The following is a 23,113-nucleotide window of genomic DNA, read 5'->3' as shown; positions in this document are numbered from 1 at the left end:
TGACACAGAACGCGAAACCGGGTTGTACGCGCCTTGTACGACCGGGAAGGACTCTGATGTCCCGTCACCCGGAAATCGAATCCAGGACGGAGCATTCCCGTGAAGATCTCTCGCGTCGCACAGGGCCTGTTCGCGGCCCTCGTCGCCATCGCGGCGGTCGGCGCCTCCCCGGTCACCTCACTCGCCGCGCCCGCCGCGACCGCCGCCGTCGGGAACACGGTGGTGTACAAAGAGAAAACAGAAGGTTACGACTGCTTCAGAATCCCCGCCGTCGTCAAAGCGAACAACGGCGAGCTGCTCGCGTTCGCCGAAGGCCGCAAGGGCGGCGCCAGCTTCTGCAACGACCGCGGCGACATCGACCTCGTCGTGAAACGCTCGGCCGACAACGGGAAGACCTGGAGCGCCTCGAAGGTCGTCATCGAAGGTTTCGGTGACACCAAAGGAAACCCGACGCCGATCGTGATCCCGTCCACCGGGCGGATCGTGCTGCTGTCGGTGATGGAATGCGTCAAGAACCCCGACTGCAACCGGATTCCGCGCGTTTCGCTCAGCGACGACCACGGAAAGACCTGGACCGCGCCCAAGGTGCTCACCACGCAGCTCGGGTTCGGCACCGCGCCGAGCTGGCTCGCGACCGGACCGTCGCACGGCATCGTGCTGACGCGCGGCGCGCACGCCGGCCGGATCGTCGCCGGGATGAGCTACACCGATGGCGGCAAGAACAGCGGCGCGCTGATCTACAGCGACGACCAGGGTGTCACCTGGAAACGCGGCGCCACCGACAGTCCGGCGGCGACGTTGAACCCGCAGGAGATCAGCGTCACCGAACTGCTCGACGGCCGGGTCTACGCCGCGGCGCGCAACCAGGCCAACAACAACGACAAATGCCTCAGCGGCGGCGCGAAGAACCGCGCCTTCGCCCTCAGTTCCGACGGCGGGGCGAGCTTCTCCACCAAGTTCACCTTCGAGGAAGACCTGATCACCCCGGTCGTGCAGGCCTCGACCGCGCGGATGACCGCGACCGACAAGGCGGGCAAGTACAACCGGATCCTGTTCGCCGCACCGTCGGTCTGCGACCGTCGTAAGGAACTCGTCGTGCGCTCGTCGTTCGACGAGGGCGCGAACTGGCAGGGCAGCTCCGCCGGAACGCTGGTGTGGAGCGGGGACGCCGCGTACTCCGACATGGTCCAGCTGTCCTCGGGTTCAGTCGGTGTGCTGTACGAAGCGGGCCCGGCGGGCAACGCCAACGAGACCATCCGCTTCTCGACCGTCACCGAGACGACGCTCGGCGCCCCCGCGTGCGGCGGCGGCTACGGCGTGATCGACTCGGAACCGCTGGGGACGGCGGGCACGGTTTACCTGTCCTACAACGCTTCCAACGGTCAGAACTGTGTCAGCACGATGAAGAGCACGGCCGCGGGCACCGCGACCGCGACGTCGGCCTACCTCGAGGTCCAGGGGTCGACCCGGCTCGTCGACTCAGGATCGTTCTCGTGGTTCGCCGGTCCGGTGCGGGCGGCCGCTGCGGACAAATGCGTGAAGTGGGGCGGTTCCGCGGGCGGGACGACCTACAACAGCCCGTCGGAACACTGCGGCTGAGCACTGGGTCTCGTCACCTTGGTCGCCTGAAGTCCGTGAAGGCCTCCTTCAGGGACCCAGAGTCCCTCAAGGAGTCCTTCACGGACCGGGCAGAGCCAGCAGCAGCGGCCGGAATCCAGTAGGTGCCTAGCGTGCCGTGGCCCTAGTCCGTAACGCCACTCACTTCGGCGGCCGCAGCCGAGGGGAAAGCTTGGTGAGCGCCAGCTTTTCCAGCTGAGTCGAAATCTCCGCGAGACCGGCGTCGAACCGGTCCAGGTCCACGCCCCGGCCGGACAGGTCGTCGCGGACGTGCTTCTCGACCTTCGCCCAGTCGTTCCGGTACTTGGTGGCGAGTTCCTTCCACGGCACGCCCGCCAGCTCGACGGCGAGGCCACTGTCGTAGCTCAGCACGCCGCGCGCCATCAGGTACGCGATACCCGGATATCCGAGGTATCCCTGCCAGTAGGACCCGTTGTCGTTGGCCGTGATCGAGCCCGCGGCCGGATCATGGCGAACGTCGTACGTCTTCGCCTTGTCCGAAGACGCGACGCGCGCCGTGTCACCGTCGATCTCGACCCGTCCGTCGGCCACCGCGCCGAGCGCCTCGTAGATCTTGATGACCGGCGAAGGTTTCCAGTCCGCGGCCACTCAGCCCTCTAACCGTTCGAGCAGGACGACGTCGACCGTGTCACCCTCTCCCTTGCCGATCGCCTTGCGCACGTCGGCCTTCACCGGGAGTTTGTGGGTGCCGTCGCCGAGTGCCATGAACGAACTCCGGAACGGATGTCCGTCGATGGTGCCACGCACCTTCACCAGCCCTTTGGTGCCGAAATACTCGGCGGAACCGGGCATGATCACGTACGTCCAGCCGCCCTTTTCCGGGCTCTTGAGCAGCTTCGCGGTGAACTTTTTGTCCATGCGAACACCCTACAACAGGACACTTATCAAACTGTGCTGTCAAAGGGGGACCCGGATACGCACGCGACGGCCGACATCGCGTGCCCAGGCCCGGATCGACGGCCAGTCGCGGAAGTCTCCGGCCCAGGGGCCCGCGGCCTTGATCTTCCAGAGCAAACCGCGGGCGGTGGCCGGAGTGAGTTTGCCGCCGAAGGTGGCCGTGCGTTCGGCGTCGATCCGTGCGGCCAGCAGGGCGACCCCCGCGGGCAGGCTGACCCGTTTGCCCGCGGCGAGCGGACCGCAGGGACCGCTGTGGAACAGCCAGACAGGGCGCCTCCGGAGCGCCTCCTCGTGTTCGGTGAGCAGGCGTACCGCCGCCGGGCTCCATCGCCGGTGGTGCAGCGCGCTCCCCACGATCACCGCGCCGTACGGTTCGACGTCCACGACCTCGGCGGCGTCCAGCAGATCGGCCGTCAGACCGCCCTCGCGCAGCTCGGCGACGATCACCTCGGCGATCTCCTTTGTCCCGCCGGACCGGCCGGCGTGAGCGACGAGCACTGCGGTCATACGTCCATTGTCCGCGTGGCCGCAACCCAAGCCACCGTCCGGCTCATCGACACGCCGCATTCGGCTCACCTCTTCACCCGTCGGGGCGTTACCCAGGAGGAAGGAAGGCCGGTCTCGCGGCCGGGTCGGGTTCGTCGTAGTAGCGGTGGAACACCGCGGTCTGCCCGCCGGAAAGCGGCGGGACGATCCAGCTCCACTCCGCCTGGCAACGGCGGCCCGCACGTTCTTCCTTGGCGATATGCGTGAGGAATCGCCGTGCTTCGGAATGATGGTCGGCGACGGTCACGCCCGCCGCGTCGAAGGAATGCTGGACGGCCAGTGTCAGCTCGACCAGTGTGCGATCACGCCACAAAGTGCGTTCCGACGCCGTCGACAGGCCCATCAGGTCCGCGATCACCGGCAGCAGGTCGTACCGGTCGGTGTCGGCCAGATTGCGCGCGCCGACCTCGGTGGCGAGATACCAGCCGTTGAACGGCGCCGCGGGATAGGTGATCCCGCCGACGACCAGCCGCATGTTGCTGATCGCCGGTACCGCGTGCCAGCGCAGCCCGAGCCCGGCGAACCAGCGATGGTCGGGATGCGAGAGCGGGACCTCGAGGACGGCGTCCGACGGCAGCCGGAACAGCCGCCGCTCCCCCGGTTCGGACTCGATGAGCAGCGGGAGGACGTCGAAAGAACCCTTGCGCTCGGGCGGGCGCCATCCGTGCTCCTGGACGGTCTCGGTGAAGTCGGCGTGGCGGGGATCGCCCAGCACCGAGCCGTCGCTGAGCCGATAGCCCGCGTAGCGGATGAGCTGGTCGTTGTGGATCTTCGGGCCGGGCCCGGCGGGGCCGTCCGGCGCGAACACCGTGATGGTCGAACGGATCCGGCCGCCCCGGGTCGCCTCGCGCAAATGGGTGACGCACTCCTCGGCGATGGCGGCGGCACCGTCGGCGTCGCGGCGATCCCGCACCTTCAGCCCCTGCCAGTACAGCCTGCCGATGCAGCGCGCGGAGTTCCGCCAGGCCACCCGTGCGCCGAACTCGAGTTCGCCGGTGGTGTGCCGGTACGTTCCGGTCTCGTGGATCTCGGCGCGGACCCGGCCGAGCCGCTCGCGCAACCGCGTTTCACCGCCGTCCGTCTCGGCGTGGAACAGCCGGAGGAAGTCCTCCGCCTCGGCCAAGTCCACGCTCCGTCCCCGCGGGCTCACTTCCGAAGGCAAGCGGGGGATATCCGTCACCCGCATGGAGGCCGTCGATACTTCGGCCTCCCACTCTCCGAATTCGACGCCGGCACCTGCGGCGGGAACGATCACCATTCCTCCTGCTTTTCGGAAATGCCCGGAGGATCATGCCTGAGCGGCGAGACGGCCGGGTCCGGACCAGACGGAAGACGATACCCCACAGAAAGACGAGCCCGATCCACCAAATGGCAGAAGCCCAGCCCATGCTGACATTTCAGCAGGTAGAAAGCTTGGCGGCGACAATATTTGGAATCGAGTCGGACTTCGCGGGATATTCACCGAATTGCGCGCGATGAAATGATCACCAGCTTGGAAGATCACTTTATGATCGTTCTACCCGATAGTATTCATCACTCTTTCGAGCGTATTCTTCCGCTCGACCTTCCCTTCTTTCCCCATACCGGTGTATCGACCCCTGCCCGCCGTCGCTAGAGTGCGGTGATCCCGGCGGAAAGGAAAATCGTGGTCGACAGGCGGATTCCGGTCATCCTGGTCGCGGGCTTCCTCGGATCCGGCAAGACCACCCTGCTCAACCACCTGCTGGCCAACCGCCAGGGTGCGCGGATCGGGGTCGTGGTCAACGACTTCGGGAGCATCGCCGTCGACGCGATGGCCGTGTCCGGCCAGGTCGACACCATGATGTCCTTCGGCAACGGCTGCCTGTGCTGCGCCGTCGACGCGAGCGGCCTCGACGCCATGCTCGCCAAACTGTCCGAGGCCGAGGCGGGCATCGACGTCATCGTGATCGAGGCCAGCGGGCTCGCCGAACCGCGTGACCTCATCCGCCTGATGATCGCCAGCGAGAACCCCGCCATCGCCTACGGGGGTCTCGTCGAACTCGTCGACGCTGCCGAGTTCGAGGCGACCAGGAAGCGGCACCCGGAACTGGACGAACACCTCGGGTTCGCCGACCTGGTGGTGCTCAACAAGACCGACCGGGCCGACGAAGACGCCCTGGCCAAGCTGCGCGGCACGATCGACGAGATCGCGCCCGGCACGCCGGTGATCGCGACCTCCCACGGCCGGATCGACCCCACCCTGTTCTTCGACGCCCGGCCGCGTGAACGCGCGGGCCAGCTGTCGTTCGACGACCTCCGCGAGGAGGAGCACGACCACGAGCACCACTTCCACACCGCGTACGACAGCGTCGCCTTCACCGCCGATCGGCCGCTGGACCCGCGACGGCTGATGGATTTCCTCGAACAGCGCCCCGGCGGTCTCTACCGGATCAAGGGTTTCCTGGACTTCGGCCCGAACGGCCCTCGGTCCCGGTTCGGCCTGCACACGGTGGGCTCCTTCATCCAGGTGGAACGGTCGGCGTGGCCGTCCGGCGGCCCGCGCCGGAGCGAACTGGTGCTGATCGGCTCCGGAATCGACATCGCGGACGTCACCGCGCGCCTCGAGGAATGCGTCGCGGACGATCCCGACGTCGTGGACGAGCGGGGCATGCTGCGCGTCCTCCGCTTCATTCAGGATTGACGGATCCGACAAGACTGACACGCCCGAAGGTCGCGAAATACCGGGAATCGCGGCGCGTCTCCTTGACACTGTTTTCCGGAAGGAATCTCGAGCTGGACCACCTGTATCGGGAGGACAGTTCCATGACGAACACCGCCGGACGCTGGTACCTGGTCGGCGCGCTGCCGGAGGACTCCCCCGTCGCGCACCTGATGACCCGCTCCGAAGACCTCCGATACCGGCGTTCCGCCTGCGGGGACAAGGAATCCCGCCTGTGGACACCGGTGGATCTCACCACCACCGACGTCGCGCCGTGCCCCCGGTGCGCCGCGACGCTGCCGGGCCACCGCTCCACCCGCAAGGCCGAGCCCGCCGCGAACACCCAGCTCGCCTTCGACCTACCACTCTGACAACGTTTAGTCCTCTGGTTGCGGTGGTTGCGCGTGCAAGGATCGCATTCAGAGGACTAAACGCTGTCTTTCTTCGCCCTGCTCGGCGCCACCCGGGGCGGCTCGTTCGGCATCTTCGGGTAGACGGGCGGCCAAGGCGCGTCCATGAGCCCGTTCTCCATGTCCCTTGCGGACATTTCCAGCAGCGGCGCGATCGACTGCGGTTGCGTTTCCGCCCAAGGGTCTCCGCGTTCGGCGAACCGAGCGGGCACGGTGGACAGCGTGAGCTTGTCCGGCTCGACGGTTTCCAGTTCTTCCCAGGCTATTGGCGTCGACACCTGGCCGCCGACCCGCGGCCGCACGCACCACGCGCCGAACACCGTCTTGTGCGGCGCGTTCTGGTTGAAGTCGACGAACACCCTGGAGCCGCGTTCTTCCTTCCACCACTGCGCCGTCATCTCCTCCGGATGGCGGCGCTCGAGTTCGCGGGCGAGCGCGACGGCGGCCGCGCGGACCTCATAGGCGTCCCACTTCGGTTCCAGCGGCACGTAAAGATGCAGTCCGCGCGAGCCGGACGTCTTCAGCTGCGCGGCGATCCCGAGTTCCTCGAGCAGCCTCTTCGTCAGGACCGCGCCATGCCTCAGCTCGGGGAACCCGATCCCCGGCGACGGGTCCAGATCGACGCGTAGCTGATCGCTGATGTCCGGCGCGTCGGCACGGTTCGGCCAGACGTGGAACCCGAGGCAGCCCTGGTTCACCGCCCAGATGACATGCGCGAGGTCCTTCGCCACGAGCGCGTCCGAAGTGGTTCCGTTCGGTGTGGACACCACCGTCGTGGTCAGCCAGTCCGGCGCGTTCTTCGGGACTCGCTTCTGGAACCACGACTTCCCGCCCGCTCCGTCGGGATAGCGTTCCAGCAAGAGCGGCCGCCCACCGAGCTGCGCCAGCAAGGGCCCCGAAACCGCGCGGTAGTACTCGACGAGGTCCAGTTTGGTCTCGCCGTGCTCCGGGAAGTAGACCTTGCCCGGATTGGACACCGTGAACTCGACGCCGTCCAGGTCCAGCGTGACCGGTTCCGACTTCATGTTTCCCCCAGCTCGGTGAACAACGTGGCCAGCTCGGCGGGTGGGACCTCTTCGAGTTGCGCGTATGTGCAGGAAGCGGGCTCGCGATCGGGACGGAAGCGCACGAGCCTGCCGCCGTGGCGGAACCGCGTGCCCTCGACGTGCTCGTAGCGGACCTCGGCGACCCACTCGATGCGGACGGGCTCCCAGCTCAGATCCTTTTTGGGCGCCCACCGGCTGCCCGCACCGGGCATGCGGCCGCCTGCCTCCTCGTGGGCCTCGGCCCACTCGCGCCAGGGGTGGCTCTCCAGCGCGTTTTCCCGCAACGGGGCCAGCTCGTCGACCAGTTCACGTCGCCTCGCGGCGGTGAAGCTGCTGGCGACGCCCACGTGATTCAGGACGCCTTCGTCGTTGTAGAGCCCGAGCAGCAGCGACCCGACGCCGACGCCGTCCTTGTGCCACCGGAACCCGGCGACGACGCAGTCCGCGGTGCGCTGATGCTTGACCTTCCACATCACCCGCTTGTCCTGTTCGTACGGTGCGTCGGCGGGTTTGGCCATCACACCGTCGAAACCCGCGCCCTCGAACCGGGTGAACCAGTCCTGGGCGATGTCAGGATCCTCGGACAGCGGCGTGAGGTGCACCCGGGCGAACTTCGTGTCGACGACGCTTTCGAGCAGCTTTCGCCGCTCCCCGAACGGTTCCGGCGTCAGATCCCGGTCTCCGAGGGCGAGCAGGTCGAACACCACGAAACTGGCCGGCGTCTCGGCGGCCAGTTTGTTCACCCGGGACGCCGCCGGATGCAGACGCAATTGGAGCGCCTCGAAGTCGAGCCCGCCCTCCGTGACCAGCACGATCTCGCCGTCGACGACGCAGCGCTCGGGCAGCGCCTCCTTGAGCAGCTCGACCAGCTCGGGGAAGTACCTCGTCAGCGGCCTGTCGTTGCGCGAGCCCAGGACGACCTCGTCGCCGTCGCGGAAGACCACGCAGCGGAAACCGTCCCATTTCGGCTCGTACAGCAGCCCCGGCGTGCGCGGCAGTTCGTGCACGGCCTTGGCCAGCATCGGCTTGACGGGCGGCATAACGGGCAGGTCCACGAGGTGATCGTAGGCCTGACCACCGACAAAAGCGCGACGTCAGAGCTCCGCCAGCAAGAGACCGCTGCGGGGTTTCGGCGTGAAATAGGTGGCCTTCCTCGGCATCCGCAGCCCGGCCGCGTGCACGGCGAGCACCTCCGCGTAGGGGACCGGGGCCAGCAGCAGTACCGCGTCGGCGTCCTCCGGGACCGGGACGCCCGGCAGCAACGGCCGCACGTTCGGCCCGTCCGGGTCGACGCCGAGCGCCTCGCGGAGCAGCTCCTGCTCGACCAAGGCGTGGTCGAGACCCGCCTTGCCGAGCACGATCCGGAAAGCCGACGCTCCCGCCAGCACGGTCACCTCACCGGCTTCGGGCGGCGGCTCGGGGTGGCCTGGTTGGACGTCGAAGCCCGCCTCCGTCCATCGCCGGGCCAGCGTGCCCGCGTCGAGGCCGGTGCCGGCCAGCACGCGGTGGATGGGCCCGATCCGCAGTCCCGGTCCCCCGGTGACCAGCGCGAGCAACGAGCCGCGCCCCGACTCCGCGGCGGCGGCGACGCGGTGATTGCCGTCCGCGACCAGGAGATCCATCTCGTCCAGGGCCGCCAGCAGCCCGGACTGCCCGTCGCCGGGGCCGATGAGCCACAGTTCGTGTTTGCGGCCCGCGGCGTCCACTGTGGACAGCGTGGGCACCTGCCCCCGGCAGGTCCGTTCGATCAGCGCGGTCAACTCGCGGCCGCCGGTCGCGGGGACGAGCATGGCGGCGCTCGTGGCGACCCCCAGCCCGGCGAGCATCGCGGCCCGCTCCGCGACGACGTCCGGATAGACGTCCTCGGTGTGCCGGACCCTGGTCACCCCGTCGTCCCGGACCGCCGCCGGATCGACCAGGCACAGCACGCCCAGCGCGACCCCGTCCGGCCCGTCGACGCGGTACGGCGCGACGACGGCGGCGACCGGGCGGTAATGCCGCTCCCGGATACGCTCGAACGTCGCCCTGGCCTGCGGCAGCGCCTCCTCGATCGAGAGACCGCCCGCCAGCGCGGCCGGGGTCCTTGCCGGATGCTGGACCGCCAGCAGGCTGTCCCCGCGCGCCTCGGCGAGCGCGGCGACCACCCGGGCCGGGTCGGCGAACTCGTCGACGTCGGGCCCCGGGACGGTGTCGCGGACAACCCAGCCACGGTCGATCGGGCGGATCCAGGTGCTCATCCGATCCATTTTGCGGGATAGCTCACGGAAAAAATCGGTCCCATGACCGGGTGTCCCCGTGGAATGCTTACCCATGCGAAGCAGTTGACGCCCTTCATGAGCCCGAGGAGACCCCCACAGATGTCCACCCCGGCCCCGGTCACCGCGAAGGAAGGGGTCGGATTCCGCTCCGAACGCGGCCCCGTCCTGATCGCCGTGATGTTGTGTTCCGGCCTGATCGCGCTGGACTCGACCATCATCGCGACGGCGGTGCCCTCGGTGGTCGCCGATCTGGGCGGGTTCTCGCAGTTCCCGTGGCTGTTCTCGATCTACCTGCTGACCCAAGCGGTCACCGTGCCGCTGTACGGCAAGTTCGCCGACGTGCTCGGCAGGCGGCCGGTGATGTTCTTCGGGATCGCGGCGTTCCTGCTGGGCTCGGTGCTCTGCGGCGCGGCCTGGAGCATGCCGGTGCTGATCGCCGCCCGCGCGGTGCAGGGCATCGGCGCGGGCGCCATCCAGCCGATCGCGCTGACCATGGTCGGCGACATGTACACCGTCGAGGAACGCGCCAGGGTGCAGGGCTATCTCGCCAGCGTCTGGGCCATCTCGTCGGTGGTCGGGCCGACGCTGGGCGGTGTGTTCGCCGAGTACCTCGACTGGCGCTGGATCTTCTTCATCAACCTGCCGCTCGGCGCGCTGGCGGCGTGGATGCTGTTCCGGAACTTCCGCGAGCGCGTCGAACGCCGCTCGCACCGCATCGACTACCTCGGCGCCACGCTGCTCACCCTCGGCTGTTCGCTGCTGATCCTCGGCCTGCTGGAAGGCGGGGTCGCGTGGGGCTGGGCGTCGGCGCCGAGCCTGGCGATCTTCGCCGGCGCGGTGGTGCTGCTGGTGTCGTTCGTGTTCGTGGAGCGCAAGGCCGAGGAACCGGTCCTGCCGCTGTGGATCTTCACCAAACGGACGCTGATCGGCGGGAACCTGGTCGCCGTCGTCGTCGGCATGCTGCTGATGGGCCTCACCTCGTATCTGCCGACCTTCTCGCAGGGGGTGCTCGGCACCGGCGCGCTGGTCGCCGGATTCGCGCTGGCCGCGCTGACCGTCGGCTGGCCGATCTCGGCGTCGCTCGCGGGCCGGATCTACATGCGGATCGGGTTCCGGGACACCGCGCTGATCGGCAGCGGGATCGTCATCGCGGGCGCGGCGCTCACGGTGTTCCTGGCGTCGGGTTCGTCGATCTGGCTGGCGGCCGCGGCCGCGTTCGTCCTCGGGATCGGGCTGGGCCTGGCGTCGAGCCCGACGCTGATCGCCGTGCAGTCGACCATCGGCTGGGAACGCCGCGGCGTCGTCACCGCGACCAACATGTTCAGCCGCTCGCTGGGCAGCGCGGTCGGCGTGGCGATGTTCGGCGCGATCGCGAACGCCACCCTCGCGAACCGCTTCGCGAACCCGCCCGCCGGGGTCGTCGGCCTGCCCTCGGGCGTCGACGCGACCAGCGTCGTCCTGGAGGGCCACGGCCCGGACACCCCGACGACGACGTTCGTGCGTGGCGCCCTCGCGGACGCCACGCACCACGTCTTCCTGGCGATGCTGGTGGTCGCCGTGCTCAGCGTCGGCGCGCTGCTGCTGATGCCGCGACGGACCGAAGAGCTGAAGTTCGACTAGCTCCGGGCAGACGTCAGTACCGGTGGTCGTGAGCCGTAGGTGTCTTGGTTACCTACTGGATTGGGGTCGCGGTCGGTCACGGGGTCCGCCGCGTGTCGTCCGTCTGGACACGAGAGTCCGCGTCCGTGGTGTCGCGAAAGCCACTTTCGGGACATCTGATGTCCCGAAAGTGGCTTTCGCGACATGCCTGGCCCTAGCTAGCCAGGTAAAGGTCGTGAACGAGCCGGAGGGTGCACGGGGTGTCCTGAAGGCCCCCTTTGGGACGGTGAACGTCTTAAAGGGGGCCTTCAGGACGCCACGACAAACCCCTCGCAACCCTCGTGAGCGGCGATTCGAGTCAGAGCAACACTTACCACTCACGACCACCCGGGCCCGCTCAGTTCTGCAGCGGGATCGCGTACTCGGCGAAGTTCTCGACGAACCGCTCGATCGGCTCCGGCCCGGCCGGGTAGAGCACGAACTTGCTCAGCCCGCCGTCGATGTACTCCCCGAGCAGGTCTCGGGCGGCGCTCCAGCTGCCCGCGATCAGCCGCGACGGATCCGCGTCCGACCGTGCCGCGACCGAGGCCGCGAGCGCGTCCGGGATCCCGTCCTCGGCGACGATGAGGCTGATCCCGAAGTGGTCGGCCTCGACCTCCCGGCCCGCCTCGGCGGCGGCCTCCTGGATCGTCTCGCGGCCCGCGCGCGCCTCCTCCGGCGTGAGGAAACTGGCCAGCCAGCCGTCCGCGAGCCTGCCGATCCGCCGCAACGCGCCGGGCGCCTTCCCGCCGAGCCAGAGGTCGAGCCGTTTCAGCGGGCGCAGGCCGAGCCCGACGCCCTCGACCCGGAAGAACTCGCCCTCGAAGGTCACCTCTTCCTGTTCCAGCAACGCCTTGATCAGGAGCAACGACTCGTCGAACACCGCGGCGCGACGGCCGGGCGGCACCGGGAACAGCGGCAGTTCCGCGTCGCGCGCGGGCTTCAGGCCGAAGACCGGGAGGACCCTTTTCGGCGCCAGCGCCGCGAGGGAGGCGAGCTGTTTGGCGACCAGCACCGGGTCACGCCCGGGCAGCACCATCACGCCGGTGCCGACCTTCAGTTTCGAGGTGCGGGCGAGCGCGTGCGTCAGCCCGACGACAGGGTCGATCCTGGGCGAGTACACCGCCTCGGGCAGCCAGAGCGAATCGACGCCCGCCTGCTCCAGCAGGTCGACAGCGGCGCCGAATTCCTCGGGCGCCGTCCCGGTCCCCAGCCCCGCGCCGACCCTGATCTTCAGGTCCTCCGCCACACTCGCTCCCTTCCGCCTGGCCCTGGATGCGGGCCGATCTCCAGTGTTCACACCCCGTCCCGGCGTGAACAACCCCGCACAAGCATGGACTCACCCCGAGAATTCCCCGTACATTCCAGTGTTGTGCGGGCCGTTCCCGCACGGAATGGGGGAATTTCGATGGCAGGGCAGGCTCTCCGCGGCTGGACACGCTGCTTCCATCCGGCGCCGGCGGCCGAGATGCGGCTCGTCGCGTTCCCGCACGCCGGTGGATCGGCGAGCGCGTACCGCTCGCTTTCGGCGGCGCTCTCCCCCACCGTCGAGGTGCACACCGCCCAGTACCCGGGACGGCAGGACCGCATGGGCGAGCCGGTCATCGACGATCTGCACACCCTGTCCGAGCAGATGGTGGACGTGGTCGCCGCGCTCCCGAAACCGTTCGCCCTCTTCGGCCACAGCATGGGCGCCATCGTCGCGTTCGAGGTCGCCCGGCTGCTCGAAGCGCGTGGCCTCGTTCCGGCGGCGCTGTTCGTCTCGGCCCGCCGCGGGCCGGAGCTGAACAAGGAGAAGGAGCTCCACCTCGCCGACGACGACACCTTCCTGGCCGCGATCAACAGGCTCGGCGGCACGGCCGCGATGATCCTCGACGATCCGGACATCCGCGCCCTCGCGTTGCCCGCGCTGCGCGGCGACTACAAGGCCGTCGAGACCTACCGCTACCGGCCCGGCCCCGACGTGAGCTGCCCTGTCGTGGCGCTCGCCGGCGACGCGGACCCGGTCCTGGACCTGCCGGACCTCGAAAACTGGCGCGAGCACACCACCGGCTCCTTCGAGACGGAGGTGTTCGAGGGCGGTCACTTCTTCGTCGACGACCACCTGGACGCCGTCGCCGCCCGCATCCTCGGCAAGCTGACCGTCAGTCCCTGACGCCTTCCCTGCTCGCCCACGCGACGACCTCGGTCCGGTTCGCCAGCCCCAGTTTCGCCAGGATGCTCCGGACGTGGCTTTCCACCGTGCGTTCGGAAAGCACGAGCTTCTCGGCGATCCGGCGATTGCTCAGCGCGTCGGCGAGCAGGGCCACGATCTCGCGTTCCCGGCCGGTGAGGGGGTCGGCGGCGCGGCGTCCGGCGCGGATCCGGTCGAGCAGCGCCGTGGCCCGCGCGAGCGGTCCCGGCATCACCAGCCGCCGGAACTCGTCGAGAGCTTCCCGCGCGATCCCTTGCGCACGAACGAGATCACCCCTGGCGACCAGGACTTCGGCGAGCAGTAGCCTCGCCGAGGCGACACCGGGCCGGGCGCCGATGCCTTCGTTGACGGCGATGGTCCGCTCGTACAGCCGCACCGCCTCGTCGTGGCGGCCCAGGAGGGCGTTGAGCCGCGCGGGCTGCTCCAGGGTCGAACCGGTGCAGAAGACGCCGGCGCCGCCGGACACGATCGGCCGCACCTCTTCGAGACGCCGCAACAGGTACTCCGCCATCTCGACGTCGCCGAACGCCTCGACCAGCGGGACGAGATTGGGCAGCGCGCCGGTGGTGTGCAGGGCGAATTCCGGGCTCCGCACCAAGGGCACCAGCTGTTCGTACCGGACCCTCGCCTCGTCGACGTTGCCCGTGATCAGGCTCAGCAACGGCCGTGAAACCAGCGTGACCGGCAGGTGCGGGGCCCGGTCCAGCAAACCCGCGTAGTCCCCTCGCAGATCGCCGGGATCGCCCGTGAGCAGCACGAGCTGGGTGCGGAACGCGTAGGACATCCCTTTCGCGGAGAAGTCGTCCGCCAGTTCGGTGTCCGCCAGTTCCTCCGCCGCGAAGTCGAGCTCGCGCGCCTCGGCCAGATCTCCCCGCAACGCCAGCACCGAACTGCGCAGCCGCAGATCGTGCCAGCGGACCAGTGGCAGCCTGGTCAGTCGCGCCAGCGTCGTCACCGCGACGAGTTCGTCGTCGACGAGCGCCATCCGCCCTTCCTCCAGCGCGGCGTCGATCCGCCATTTGTGGCCCCACAAGGAAACCAGCGGCTGCCCGGTCCGCGTGCCCAGTTCGGCCGCGAGTGCGCCGAGGCGCAGCCGCTCGGCCCGCGGCAGGGTGTCCGGGGCGACCTTCATCCGTGCGCGGACGGCGTCGACCAGCGCTTCGGGATCGCCTGTCGCCTCGGCGAGCGCGAAGGCCTCGTCGGCGAGTTTCCCCGCTTCGGCGAAACGGCCGTAGTCGGCTCCCACCGACGCGCTGTGCGCCAGCAGGCGGGCCCGCGTCGCGTCGCCGACCCCGTCCGCGGCGAGCGCGCGGGCGGCGAGATCGCGGATACCCGGCAGGAGATCCGGCGCCGCGACGTCGCGGACCACCAGCGCCGCGCGGGCGACCAGTCCGGCATCGGCGGCGCGCCGGGCGTGGCCGAGACTTCGCGCGAACCGTCCGGTCCGGTATTCGGCGACGGCGAGATCGAGCAGGAGTCCGGCACGGTCCACTTCGGACAGTCCCGCCTTCGTGCGGGCGTCCAGCGCGATCTCGAGGAACCTCGCCGCTTCGTCGAAGGCCAGCGCCCGGTTCGCTTCGGCGGCCGCGCGCGCCGCCCATTCCGCCGTCTTCTCCGGCGCGGACGCCGAACGCAGCCAATGCCCGGCGACCGTCCCGGCCAGTGCGGGATCACGCCGGGCGCGTTCCTCGAGCGCGGCCGCGGCCCGGCCGTGCAACGCTTCCCGCTCACCTTGGCCCAGATCCGCGTAGACACCGTCGCGGACGACGGCGTGCGCGAACCGTCCGGAACCCAGCACCCCGGCCTGGAGGGCTTGATCGAGGCCGTCGACCACGTCGCCGAGCGGCAGACCGGACACCTCCGCGAGCACCGGCGCTTCGACGTCCTCGCCGAGGACGGCAGCGATGGCGATCAGGCGCCGCACCCCCGGTTCGAGGGCCGCCACCGCGGCGCGCACGAGATGCCCGAGTTCCGCTACGCCCGCCGAACGCGCGATCGCGCCGAGATAGAGCGGGTTCCCACCGGAACGGCGACGCGCCTCGCGGACGTCCTCCTCGGCGGGCGGTGCTCCCGCCAGTTCGGTGAGCAGCACCCGGACGTCGGATTCGGCCAGCGGCGGCAGCGAGATGCTCCGCGCGCCCGGCCGGCGCAGGAGGTCCGGCAGGGCGGCGTCCAGTGCGGGCGTGTGCCCGGTGTCCCGGTGCGTCGCGATCACGGCCAGCTTCGAGCGCCTCAACTCCCCCGCCAGATGCCGCAGCAGACGCAAAGACGCTTCGTCGGCCCAATGCAGGTCCTCGAGGACGACGACCAGCCCCGATGGCTCCGCGGCGGCCACCAGCGCGTCGGCCGCGGCCGCCACCAGCCGGAACCGCGCCGCTTGGACGTCGGCGGCGCCCTCGGTCTCGGCGAACGCGGCCGTCACGGCCGAATCGACCGACGGCAGCGCCTCGACGACCCGCCGCCACGGCCACAGCGGCGGCGCGCCTGGGTCGTCGGCGCACCGGCCCCACACGACTCCGGACATCGAGGCCGTCGCTTCCTCGACCAGCCGGGTCTTGCCGATCCCGGGTGGTCCGGAGACGAGCACGAGCCCGCCGGAGCCCGCGGCGGCGTCCGCGAGCCTGCCGCGCAGGCTCGCCAGTTCGCCCGCCCGGCCCACGAACGGTTCCCGGTTCACGGAAGGAGTATCGCTCCCCGGACCCGATTCCGTACCGCCCTGCGTACTGGCACTGATGTCCGGGCGCCGCCACGAGCGCAGAGTCGGTGCGTCCGACGGGAAAGGAAAGCCCATGTACGCCACCGTCCACCAGTTCCGGCGTTCCCACGCCGACGAGTCCGAGGGCTGGGGCCACGCCCTCGCCGCGGAACTGCATCCCGGTACCGGTTCGCCGGGCACCTGCACACTCGCCCAGGTCGGCGGCCTGACCGGGCTTGTCGTCGCGTTGTGGCGCGACCGCGGGTCCGCGCTCGCCGCCGCCGTCCGCCGCACCCCCGGCACGTCCGAAGCCCGCGTGTACGAGGTCTCCGACGTCGAAAGCGGCGCGGCCGAACCCCGGATCGCACAGGCGACCTGGTTCGACAGGCCGCTCACCCGGGCCGAGGCGGACGCCGCCGATTTCGGCGGACGGATGCGGATCCGGCCCGCCGTCCGGGGACTCCGCGGGGTCGGCGGGGTCGGCGGGATCTACGTCTTGACCGCCGAGGACCGCTCCAGCCTCGTCCTCGGCTTCACCGAATCGATCGAGGCGTTGGAAGCCGTCCAGAAGACGATCATGAGCACGGAACTGCTGCCCGGTGAGGATCCCGCGCTGCTCCCCGGCCCCGACCGGGTCGACGTCCACCGCGTGCTCCACACGTCCCTGCCCTCGCTCGGCCTGGTGGGTGAGCCGCGATGACCGCCGGGACGTCCTCGCGCACCGGCACCTGGACCGTGCTCGCCGAACGGACCTCGGCCGCGTTCACCGTCCGGAACTTCGGGTTCCGCGAAGTCCGCGGCTCGATCCCGGTCAGCCTGGGCTCGGTGAAGGTCTCCGAAAGCGGCGTCACCGCCGTCGAGGCGGCGCTGGACCTCGACCGGATCGACACCGGCAACGCCAAACGCGACGCCGACCTGCGGAAACCCGGTCTGCTCGCAATCGACGCGCATCCCGTGCTGACCTTCGCGGCGGACAGAATCGAAGGCGGCCCCGGCGAGTGGTCGGTCGAGGGCACTCTCGGCGCGCGAGGCGAGTCTTGTCCTCTCACGTTGACCGCCACCGGGCCGGAAGACAACGGCGACGGCACCTGGCGGGTGCGTGCCGAGGGTGTCTTCGACCGCCGGGCGATCGGTCTCCGCGCGCCGAGGTTCATGATCGGCCGCCGGATCACGATCGAGCTCGACGTGGTCCTCACCCCGCCGGGGTGATCAAGCCCAGGCGGAGAGTTCCTTGGCCAGCGCGGACGGTCCGCCGGCGGTGCGCAGCGTCGGCGGACCGGGCCAGCAATCCTGGTGGTCACCGGTGCGCAGGGTTTCGGCGAACCGGGCCACCAGCCGCGGCTGCGATGCCGCCATCCTGCCGCCGAGATAGGCGACGACGACGTGGTGATCGTCGCCCGCGTGCGTCGCGACCGCGGCCGACCAGCCGTGCTCCTCGTGCCACATCAGGTCGACATCGCGCTCCGGGAAGCCGGGAAGCCGCCAGTTGAGCCTCATCCGGGCGGTGACCGGGCCGGTGAGGTCCGCCGTGCACGAATCCATCCGTATCCCGAGCGCCGAAGCCACGTCCTCCAGATAGGCGTTCAACCTGGTCATGAGGTCCAGGCCTGCTTCCGTGGGCGCGGGCGTCGAGGTGGTCACGGTCCCTCAGCTTCCTGTCATCTTGAGTTGGCGTGACGGAATTACCCACGTGGGCGCGGCTTCACACCTTCATTTCGTCACGCCCCGGTTTCGGTTCGCTCAAGCCGTGGCTTCGATGACCCGAGTCAGCGCCTTGTGCAGCGCCTCCAGTTCGGAGACCTCCATACCGAGCTTCTCCACGACGCGATACGGGATCTTCTCCGCCTCCGCGCGCAACGCACGACCCGATTCCGTCAGCTCGACCGTCAGCAGCCGCTCGTCCTCGGAACTGCGCCTGCGGGTGACGTAACCAATCGCCTCCAACCGCTTGAGCAGCGGCGACAAGGTCGCGGGCTCGGCTCGCAAAGCGGTGCTCAGGTCCTTTACCGCCTGTGGTCCCCGCTCCCACAGCGCCAGCATGACGAGGTACTGCGGATGGGTGAGCCCGTGCGGCTCCAGCAGCGGGCGGTAGATGGCGATGACGCTGCGCGACGCGACCGACAGCGCGAAACACACCTGACGCTCCAGCGCGAGCGGGTCCTCGCCCAGATCGATCGATTTCATCTCCGGCCCTTCCGAGTTCATGCCGCGATCCTAGCCGTGTCGTGCGCGACACTAATGATTAGCGTACTAATCATTAGTGTACTGTGACGAACAGCGAAGGAAGGGAGTCGTTCGATGCCCCGCAAGCGCCCGGATGTGTTCCGCTGGCTGTGGTACTCACTCGGCGGCAGGCTGCCCGAGCGGTATCACGCCTGGATCCTCCACGACGCGACCACCGGGAGCTGGCGCTGGCGGCACGTCGCCCGCAGCACGGTGATGATCGCCCCGCTGTGCGCGGTGTGGCTGCTGCTGCCCGGCCCGCTCCCCCTGCGGCTGGCGATCGTGCTGATGGCGGCGCTCGTGGCGTACTTCTACTCGATGGCCTACATGGAGGAGAGCATCGAGCACCGGCTGGCCAAGAACGGCTTCCCGCCGGGCATCGGCCGCCGGACCCGCGCCGAGGCCATCGCGGTCGCGGAGGCGGAGATCACCGAGCGGTACCTCGCGCGCTACCGCGAGCCGAACGCCTGACCCGGCTTTTCGCGGGCCGCCATCGTGTGCTCGGTCCATCGCGTACCCGGCCCATCACGTGCACCCGGCGGCGGTGTCGCGAAAGCCACTTTCGGGACGTCTGATGTCCCGAAAGTGGCTTTCGCGACACCGGGCCGTCGCCCTTGGTCAGGCGGCACGACGCATACGGGCCTCGGCGGCGCGATGCGCGGCCACGAGTTCGGCGGCCACTCGCTTCGGTTCCGTTCGCAACCGGCCGGACAAGGTCTGGAGGACAGCGATGCCGGCGGCCGCGTATCTGGTATTTCTCGCCACTGTCGCGGCGTATTGCCGCTTGCCGAAATGGAAGTCGTAGGAATCGATCTCCCAGGCCAGGCGCACCGCCAGGAAGTAACCATCGGGGGTCGCGATGTACTCGCCGTCCACGTCCCGCAGTTCGTGATTCCATTGCGGCTCCGGCAAACCGCTCATCCGCCACACCGCCATCGCGTCGACCTCCGCCGCCGACCGAGCTCCGTCGGCAATACGATGCAATGCTTCGCGCGGGATCGCCGTGCCGCGGCTGCTCCCGGCGTCGAGTTCGGCGAACAGCTCCGGAAGGCTCACGCCCCGCTGAACGGCCTCGGCCAGCAGAGCCGAAACCTCCTGCCGTGAGCCAAGCCGACGACATTCGTCGAGAACCGACCTGACCAAAGGTGCCAGCGGAACCCCGTCGAGCACGACCGTCTGCGGCAACCGTGTCGTCCGTTCGATGATCGTGTGCCCGGAACTGCCGATCTTGTGTTCAAGCGGAACGAGAACGTGGACGCGATAAGGATGGTCCGGAAGCATCCGCAACCCTTGCCGACGGCACGCGGTCGCCCCGGTCACCACCGCGTCCGGCCCGGCGTACAGGAGGGCGGCATCGACGAGCTGCCGTCGCGTCGGCTCGCCGGAGTTCAGCAGCAAGACTCCCGGCAGCAGTCGTCGCCACTGCTTTCCCGGTCGGCATCGGCGATAGCAGGTCCTCGAAGGAACACCGAGTTCCGTCAATCGCGCGACGGTGATCACGCCACCACGACTGTGCTGGTAGAGCCGCTCGGGATCACGGGCCCAATTTCCAGGTTTCACCCCACGATGGTCACCTCTCCCGCTCTCGGTCGCCAGCACCTTCCTGCCTGCCTGTGGACAACTCGCCCCATCAGTCCCACTGTGGACAACTCCAGTGATGTCGCGAAAGCCACTTTCGGGACGTCTGATGTCCCGAAAGTGGCTTTCGCGACACCGGGCCGCCGCCCACGACCAGGCGGGATGACCCCTCGCGGCTAGGCTGCGCGGTGATGAGACGCAAGCTCCGCCCGCCGCTCCCACCCCGCCACGGGCTCGACCCCGCGAGGCTCAAGATGCCAGCCGAGGGGCCGTGGACGACGTTGCGGGAGCACCTCGTCGAGCGGCTCCCCCGGGTCGCGCCGGAGCGGATCGAGGAAATGCTCCGCGAAGAACGCATCGTCGGACTGGACGGGCCGCTCGGCGTCGACGCACCGTTCGTGCCGGACTCGTTCATCTGGTTCCACCGCGACCTGCCCGAAGAGGTCGACGTCCCGTTCGAGGTCTCCGTCGTGCACCGCGACGAGCATTTCCTGGTCGCCGACAAACCGCATTTCCTCGCGACGATCCCGCGCGGGCGGCACATCCTGCAGACCGCGCTGGTCCGCCTCCGCCTCGAGCTCGACCTCCCGATGCTCAGTCCCGCACACCGGCTCGACCGCGTCACCGCGGGACTCATCCTGTTCGTGATCACCCCCGAAGTTCGCGGCAAGTACCAGACCATGTTCCGGGACCGCTTGGTACACAAGGAATATGAGGCGATCGCGCGGTACGATCCGGCGGTCTCGCTGCCGCGCGAGATCAGCAGCCGCATCGTCAAGGAGCGCGGGGTCATCGCCGCGCAGGAGGTCGACGGGCCGCCCAACGCCGAGACCCGCGTCGAGCTGATCGAGCACCGCGACGGCCTCGGCCGCTACCGCCTGCTCCCCGCGACAGGCCGCACCCACCAGCTCCGGCTGCACATGAGCGGGCTCGGATTGCCGATTCTCGGCGACGATTTCTACCCGGAGCTGACCGAAACCCCGCTCGACGACTTCACCGAACCCTTGCAACTGCTGGCGAAGGTCCTCGAGTTCACCGATCCGGTCACCGGGGAACGGCGCCGGTTCGAGAGCGGGCAGTCCCTCGAGGCTTGGACGGATCTCGATGCGTGGCGCCGCGGCCCGTGACTATCCCCAAGTACGTGAAGGACCCCTTCACTGCGCTAGACGCGGTGAAGGGGTCCTTCACGTACTTCAGTCGACCACACCGAAACGCGGACGGCGACAGGCTCACTTACGCCAGAACTTGATCCCGCTCCAGGTCACCTTGACCGGCCCGGCGCCGCTGGCCGTCCGGTAGGCGCCGAACTTGTCGTAGTAGCTCCCGCCGCTGCTGCTCACGGTCTGCTTCAGCGAGCCGTTGATGTACACCTTGTGCGTGCTCCCGACCTGGTGCACCGTGTTGACCCGCACCGACGTCCCGACGGTCGCCCCGCTGCCCAGCGTTTCCCCGCCGTGCACCGCGTAGAGCCGGCCACCGCGTTCGACGGCGAGCATGAAGTACGGTCCGGCGGTCGGCGCGTCACGGAAGGTCTGTTTCAGGCTGATCCGGGTGCCCGCCATGCTGGTGATCCGGAACGAGCCCTCGAACTGCCGGGTCCCGCCGGTGTAGGTCACGTAGCGCCGTTCGGCCCGCTGGTCCCCGCTTCCGGTGGAGCAGGTCAGCTCGAAAGTGAGTCCATCGACGTTGCCGCATCCGCGTTCCTGGACGTTGAACGAGGGGTTCTCCGCCGTCCACGGCCCTGTTCCGACCTGGGCGTTCGCCGGTATCGCCGAAGCCACCAGGCCGAGAGCGGCCGCCGCGACCACCCCGGCGGTCCGAAGTCGTCTCCGCATCCTGCCTCCTGCACATTCAGGGCGGCGGTGGTCCAGACCAGGACCAGGCTGCGACTGTACGAGTACGAACCGTCATCGGACAAGATGTTGACGCCCCGGCGTCCCGCTGATTGGGTAACGACGGTGATCCTCTCCATGACGGTCCTCGAAGGACTGGAGGCCGGGACGATCGACCTGGCCTTCCGGCGCTGGTCGAAACAGAACGTCCACCCCGGCGACGTCATGCGCCTGGAAGCCGGGGTGATCGAGGTCGACTCGGTCGAGGTCGTCGATCCGGCCACCATTACCGACGCCGACGCCCGCCGTTCCGGCGCGGAGTCCGCGAACGCGGTCCGCGGGATCCTGCGCGGTCCCGCCGACGCCCCGGTGTACCGCGTCCGCCTGCGCTATCTCGGACCCGATCCCCGGCGCGCGCTCAGCGCGGAAGCCGAACTGTCCGAAAAGGACTTCGAGGCGATCGGCAAACGGTTGTCCAAGATGGACAAACACCGCTCATGGACCCACGAGACCCTGCGGCTCATCAACGACAACCCCGGCCGCCGGGCGCAGGAACTCGCCGACCTCCTCGGCCGCGAGAAGGAACCGCTGAAGGTCGACATCCGCAAACTCAAGGGTCTCGGCCTGACACTCAGCCTCGAAGTCGGCTACCGGATCTCCCCTCGCGGCGCGGCCTATCTGCGGCTCACCGAGGATCCCGGTAGAAAGCGCTGAGTTCCGGGACGAGCCGCTCCGGCGGGACGCTGTGGAATTCGCCGTCCAGCTCCACCTGCCTCGCCCCGGGGATCGCTTTGGTGACGGCGAGAGCGGCGGCCTTCAGCCAGTCCGTGCTGCCGTTGCTGTTCACCACGAGGACCGGTGCCGTGATCGCCTCCAGACCGCCCGGCACCTTCGAATCGCCCATCACCCGGGCGTCGTGGACCAGTGTCGGCGCGAAAGACCGGAGCTCGGCCCACATCGGTGTCGCCTTGGCCTCGGCGACGGCCTCCGCCGGTGAGCCGACAGCGGACATCATGAACAGCGCGACAGCGTCGTCCCACCGGCCCGCCGCGACCAGGTCGCGCATTTCGTCGGCGTAGCCTTCGGGGACTTCTTCGGTTTCGCCGCGATACGGCGGCTCGAAGACCGAAAGCCGCGCCATCGGCACTCCCGCCGCGGCCGCGAGGAAGGCCAGCGCGCCGCCGGAAGAGATGCCGTGCACGATCACCGGCTCCCCGAGCGACGCGATCACCGCGGCGAGGTCTTCGATCTCGCGCTCGACCGCGTACGGTTCGGTGTCCCCGCTGTCACCCCGTCCTCGCCGGTCGTAGGTCACCACGGAGTACTCGGCCGCCAGCTCCGCGACCAGCGGCTCGTCGCCGTGACGGTCGTTGGCCGCGCCCGCCACGACGACGACCGCCGGACCCGCTCCGCGCCGTTCGAGCGCGATCGGCGTGCCATCCGTGGACTTGACTGTGTCGATCATGGTCACCATGGTG

24 protein-coding genes are annotated in these 23,113 nt (G+C 69.2%); 10 read left to right on the top strand and 14 right to left on the bottom strand.

The features are described 5' to 3' along the window. Positions 1 to 99 precede the first annotated feature (99 nt). Entirely contained in the window at positions 100 to 1,599 is a 1,500-nt protein-coding gene (locus tag HDA45_RS36905) for an exo-alpha-sialidase (RefSeq protein WP_184903322.1), read from the top strand. Between the two features lie 159 nt (positions 1,600 to 1,758). On the opposite strand, the gene HDA45_RS36900 is transcribed toward HDA45_RS36905, so the two are convergent. The 4 genes from HDA45_RS36900 to HDA45_RS36885 form a co-directional block, all read right to left on the bottom strand. After that, positions 1,759 to 2,226, bottom strand: coding sequence for a hypothetical protein (locus HDA45_RS36900; RefSeq protein ID WP_184903320.1), 468 nt, complete (start codon positions 2,224 to 2,226; stop codon positions 1,759 to 1,761). After that, positions 2,227 to 2,496, bottom strand: a complete 270-nt coding sequence (locus HDA45_RS36895) for a DUF1905 domain-containing protein (RefSeq protein WP_101606931.1) — start codon at positions 2,494 to 2,496, stop codon at positions 2,227 to 2,229. A 39-nt stretch (positions 2,497 to 2,535) separates the two neighbouring features. Beyond that, positions 2,536 to 3,042: a flavodoxin domain-containing protein gene (locus tag HDA45_RS36890; RefSeq protein ID WP_184903318.1), complete on the bottom strand. Its 507-nt coding sequence runs from the start codon at positions 3,040 to 3,042 to the stop codon at positions 2,536 to 2,538. An 88-nt stretch (positions 3,043 to 3,130) separates the two neighbouring features. Continuing rightward, positions 3,131 to 4,339: a nitric oxide synthase oxygenase gene (locus tag HDA45_RS36885; RefSeq protein WP_184903316.1), complete on the bottom strand. Its 1,209-nt coding sequence runs from the start codon at positions 4,337 to 4,339 to the stop codon at positions 3,131 to 3,133. A gap of 387 nt (positions 4,340 to 4,726) precedes the next feature. Here HDA45_RS36885 and HDA45_RS36880 point away from each other — a divergent pair, with 387 nt between their 5' ends. Together HDA45_RS36880 and HDA45_RS36875 are read left to right on the top strand one after the other, a co-directional pair. Beyond that, on the top strand, positions 4,727 to 5,743 hold the full coding sequence (locus HDA45_RS36880; protein WP_184903314.1) for a GTP-binding protein: 1,017 nt from the start codon (positions 4,727 to 4,729) through the stop codon (positions 5,741 to 5,743). Positions 5,744 to 5,865: 122 nt separating this feature from the next. Next, complete coding sequence (locus tag HDA45_RS36875) at positions 5,866 to 6,132, top strand: hypothetical protein (protein ID WP_184903312.1); 267 nt, start codon at positions 5,866 to 5,868, stop codon at positions 6,130 to 6,132. Positions 6,133 to 6,188: 56 nt separating this feature from the next. Here HDA45_RS36875 and ligD read toward each other — a convergent pair whose 3' ends face one another. The 3 genes from ligD to HDA45_RS36860 are packed head-to-tail and all read right to left on the bottom strand — an operon-like array spanning position 6,189 to position 9,463. Further along, on the bottom strand, positions 6,189 to 7,196 hold the full coding sequence (gene ligD / locus HDA45_RS36870; RefSeq protein WP_184903310.1) for a non-homologous end-joining DNA ligase: 1,008 nt from the start codon (positions 7,194 to 7,196) through the stop codon (positions 6,189 to 6,191). Beyond that, positions 7,193 to 8,272: an ATP-dependent DNA ligase gene (locus tag HDA45_RS36865; protein ID WP_184903308.1), complete on the bottom strand. Its 1,080-nt coding sequence runs from the start codon at positions 8,270 to 8,272 to the stop codon at positions 7,193 to 7,195. Before HDA45_RS36865 ends, ligD begins: the two co-directional genes overlap by 4 nt. 39 nt (positions 8,273 to 8,311) lie before the next feature. After that, positions 8,312 to 9,463, bottom strand: a complete 1,152-nt coding sequence (locus HDA45_RS36860) for a DUF1015 family protein (RefSeq protein WP_184903306.1) — start codon at positions 9,461 to 9,463, stop codon at positions 8,312 to 8,314. Positions 9,464 to 9,574: 111 nt separating this feature from the next. On the opposite strand from HDA45_RS36860, the gene HDA45_RS36855 reads away from it, so the two are divergent. After that, a complete protein-coding gene (locus HDA45_RS36855; RefSeq protein ID WP_184903305.1) occupies positions 9,575 to 11,095 on the top strand; it encodes an MDR family MFS transporter in 1,521 nt (506 codons plus the stop codon). A gap of 376 nt (positions 11,096 to 11,471) precedes the next feature. Here HDA45_RS36855 and HDA45_RS36850 read toward each other — a convergent pair whose 3' ends face one another. Beyond that, complete coding sequence (locus HDA45_RS36850) at positions 11,472 to 12,362, bottom strand: TIGR03854 family LLM class F420-dependent oxidoreductase (RefSeq protein WP_184903303.1); 891 nt, start codon at positions 12,360 to 12,362, stop codon at positions 11,472 to 11,474. Positions 12,363 to 12,521: 159 nt separating this feature from the next. Between HDA45_RS36850 and HDA45_RS36845 the strand changes: the two genes are divergently transcribed. Next, positions 12,522 to 13,268 carry a thioesterase II family protein gene (locus tag HDA45_RS36845; protein WP_184903301.1) on the top strand — a complete coding sequence of 249 codons (747 nt, stop codon included), beginning with the start codon at positions 12,522 to 12,524 and terminating at the stop codon, positions 13,266 to 13,268. Here HDA45_RS36845 and HDA45_RS36840 read toward each other — a convergent pair. Then, a complete protein-coding gene (locus tag HDA45_RS36840; RefSeq protein ID WP_184903299.1) occupies positions 13,258 to 15,984 on the bottom strand; it encodes an AAA family ATPase in 2,727 nt (908 codons plus the stop codon). The two genes, HDA45_RS36845 and HDA45_RS36840, sit on opposite strands and share 11 nt — an antisense overlap. Before the next feature lie 112 nt (positions 15,985 to 16,096). On the opposite strand from HDA45_RS36840, the gene HDA45_RS36835 reads away from it, so the two are divergent. After that, on the top strand, positions 16,097 to 16,702 hold the full coding sequence (locus HDA45_RS36835; protein ID WP_246480909.1) for a hypothetical protein: 606 nt from the start codon (positions 16,097 to 16,099) through the stop codon (positions 16,700 to 16,702). Continuing rightward, on the top strand, positions 16,699 to 17,211 hold the full coding sequence (locus HDA45_RS36830) for a YceI family protein (protein WP_184903297.1): 513 nt from the start codon (positions 16,699 to 16,701) through the stop codon (positions 17,209 to 17,211). The genes HDA45_RS36835 and HDA45_RS36830 overlap by 4 nt, the downstream gene beginning before the upstream one ends. On the opposite strand, the gene HDA45_RS36825 is transcribed toward HDA45_RS36830, so the two are convergent. Together HDA45_RS36825 and HDA45_RS36820 are read right to left on the bottom strand one after the other, a co-directional pair. Beyond that, positions 17,212 to 17,643 (bottom strand): DUF6292 family protein, encoded by a 432-nt coding sequence (locus tag HDA45_RS36825; RefSeq protein ID WP_184903295.1) that lies wholly within the window; start codon positions 17,641 to 17,643, stop codon positions 17,212 to 17,214. Between the two features lie 99 nt (positions 17,644 to 17,742). Then, positions 17,743 to 18,186, bottom strand: a complete 444-nt coding sequence (locus tag HDA45_RS36820; RefSeq protein WP_184906420.1) for a MarR family winged helix-turn-helix transcriptional regulator — start codon at positions 18,184 to 18,186, stop codon at positions 17,743 to 17,745. Between the two features lie 114 nt (positions 18,187 to 18,300). Here HDA45_RS36820 and HDA45_RS36815 point away from each other — a divergent pair, with 114 nt between their 5' ends. Then, positions 18,301 to 18,696 carry a DUF5313 domain-containing protein gene (locus tag HDA45_RS36815; RefSeq protein WP_184903294.1) on the top strand — a complete coding sequence of 132 codons (396 nt, stop codon included), beginning with the start codon at positions 18,301 to 18,303 and terminating at the stop codon, positions 18,694 to 18,696. Positions 18,697 to 18,843: 147 nt separating this feature from the next. Here HDA45_RS36815 and HDA45_RS36810 read toward each other — a convergent pair whose 3' ends face one another. Continuing rightward, positions 18,844 to 19,785, bottom strand: a complete 942-nt coding sequence (locus HDA45_RS36810) for a hypothetical protein (protein ID WP_184903292.1) — start codon at positions 19,783 to 19,785, stop codon at positions 18,844 to 18,846. A 209-nt stretch (positions 19,786 to 19,994) separates the two neighbouring features. Between HDA45_RS36810 and HDA45_RS36805 the strand changes: the two genes are divergently transcribed. Continuing rightward, positions 19,995 to 20,930 carry a pseudouridine synthase gene (locus HDA45_RS36805; protein ID WP_184903290.1) on the top strand — a complete coding sequence of 312 codons (936 nt, stop codon included), beginning with the start codon at positions 19,995 to 19,997 and terminating at the stop codon, positions 20,928 to 20,930. A gap of 102 nt (positions 20,931 to 21,032) precedes the next feature. Here HDA45_RS36805 and HDA45_RS36800 read toward each other — a convergent pair whose 3' ends face one another. Continuing rightward, a complete protein-coding gene (locus HDA45_RS36800) occupies positions 21,033 to 21,638 on the bottom strand; it encodes a LamG domain-containing protein (RefSeq protein ID WP_184903288.1) in 606 nt (201 codons plus the stop codon). A gap of 135 nt (positions 21,639 to 21,773) precedes the next feature. Here HDA45_RS36800 and HDA45_RS36795 point away from each other — a divergent pair, with 135 nt between their 5' ends. Next, positions 21,774 to 22,349, top strand: a complete 576-nt coding sequence (locus HDA45_RS36795) for an ASCH domain-containing protein (protein WP_184903286.1) — start codon at positions 21,774 to 21,776, stop codon at positions 22,347 to 22,349. Here the strand turns inward: HDA45_RS36795 and HDA45_RS36790 are convergent. Continuing rightward, on the bottom strand, positions 22,321 to 23,100 hold the full coding sequence (locus tag HDA45_RS36790; protein ID WP_246480908.1) for an alpha/beta fold hydrolase: 780 nt from the start codon (positions 23,098 to 23,100) through the stop codon (positions 22,321 to 22,323). The two genes, HDA45_RS36795 and HDA45_RS36790, sit on opposite strands and share 29 nt — an antisense overlap. Positions 23,101 to 23,113 lie beyond the last annotated feature (13 nt).

Source organism: Amycolatopsis umgeniensis, assembly GCF_014205155.1.
GTDB lineage: Bacteria > Actinomycetota > Actinomycetes > Mycobacteriales > Pseudonocardiaceae > Amycolatopsis > Amycolatopsis umgeniensis.
This window is presented reverse-complemented; position numbering and strand designations above follow the sequence as displayed.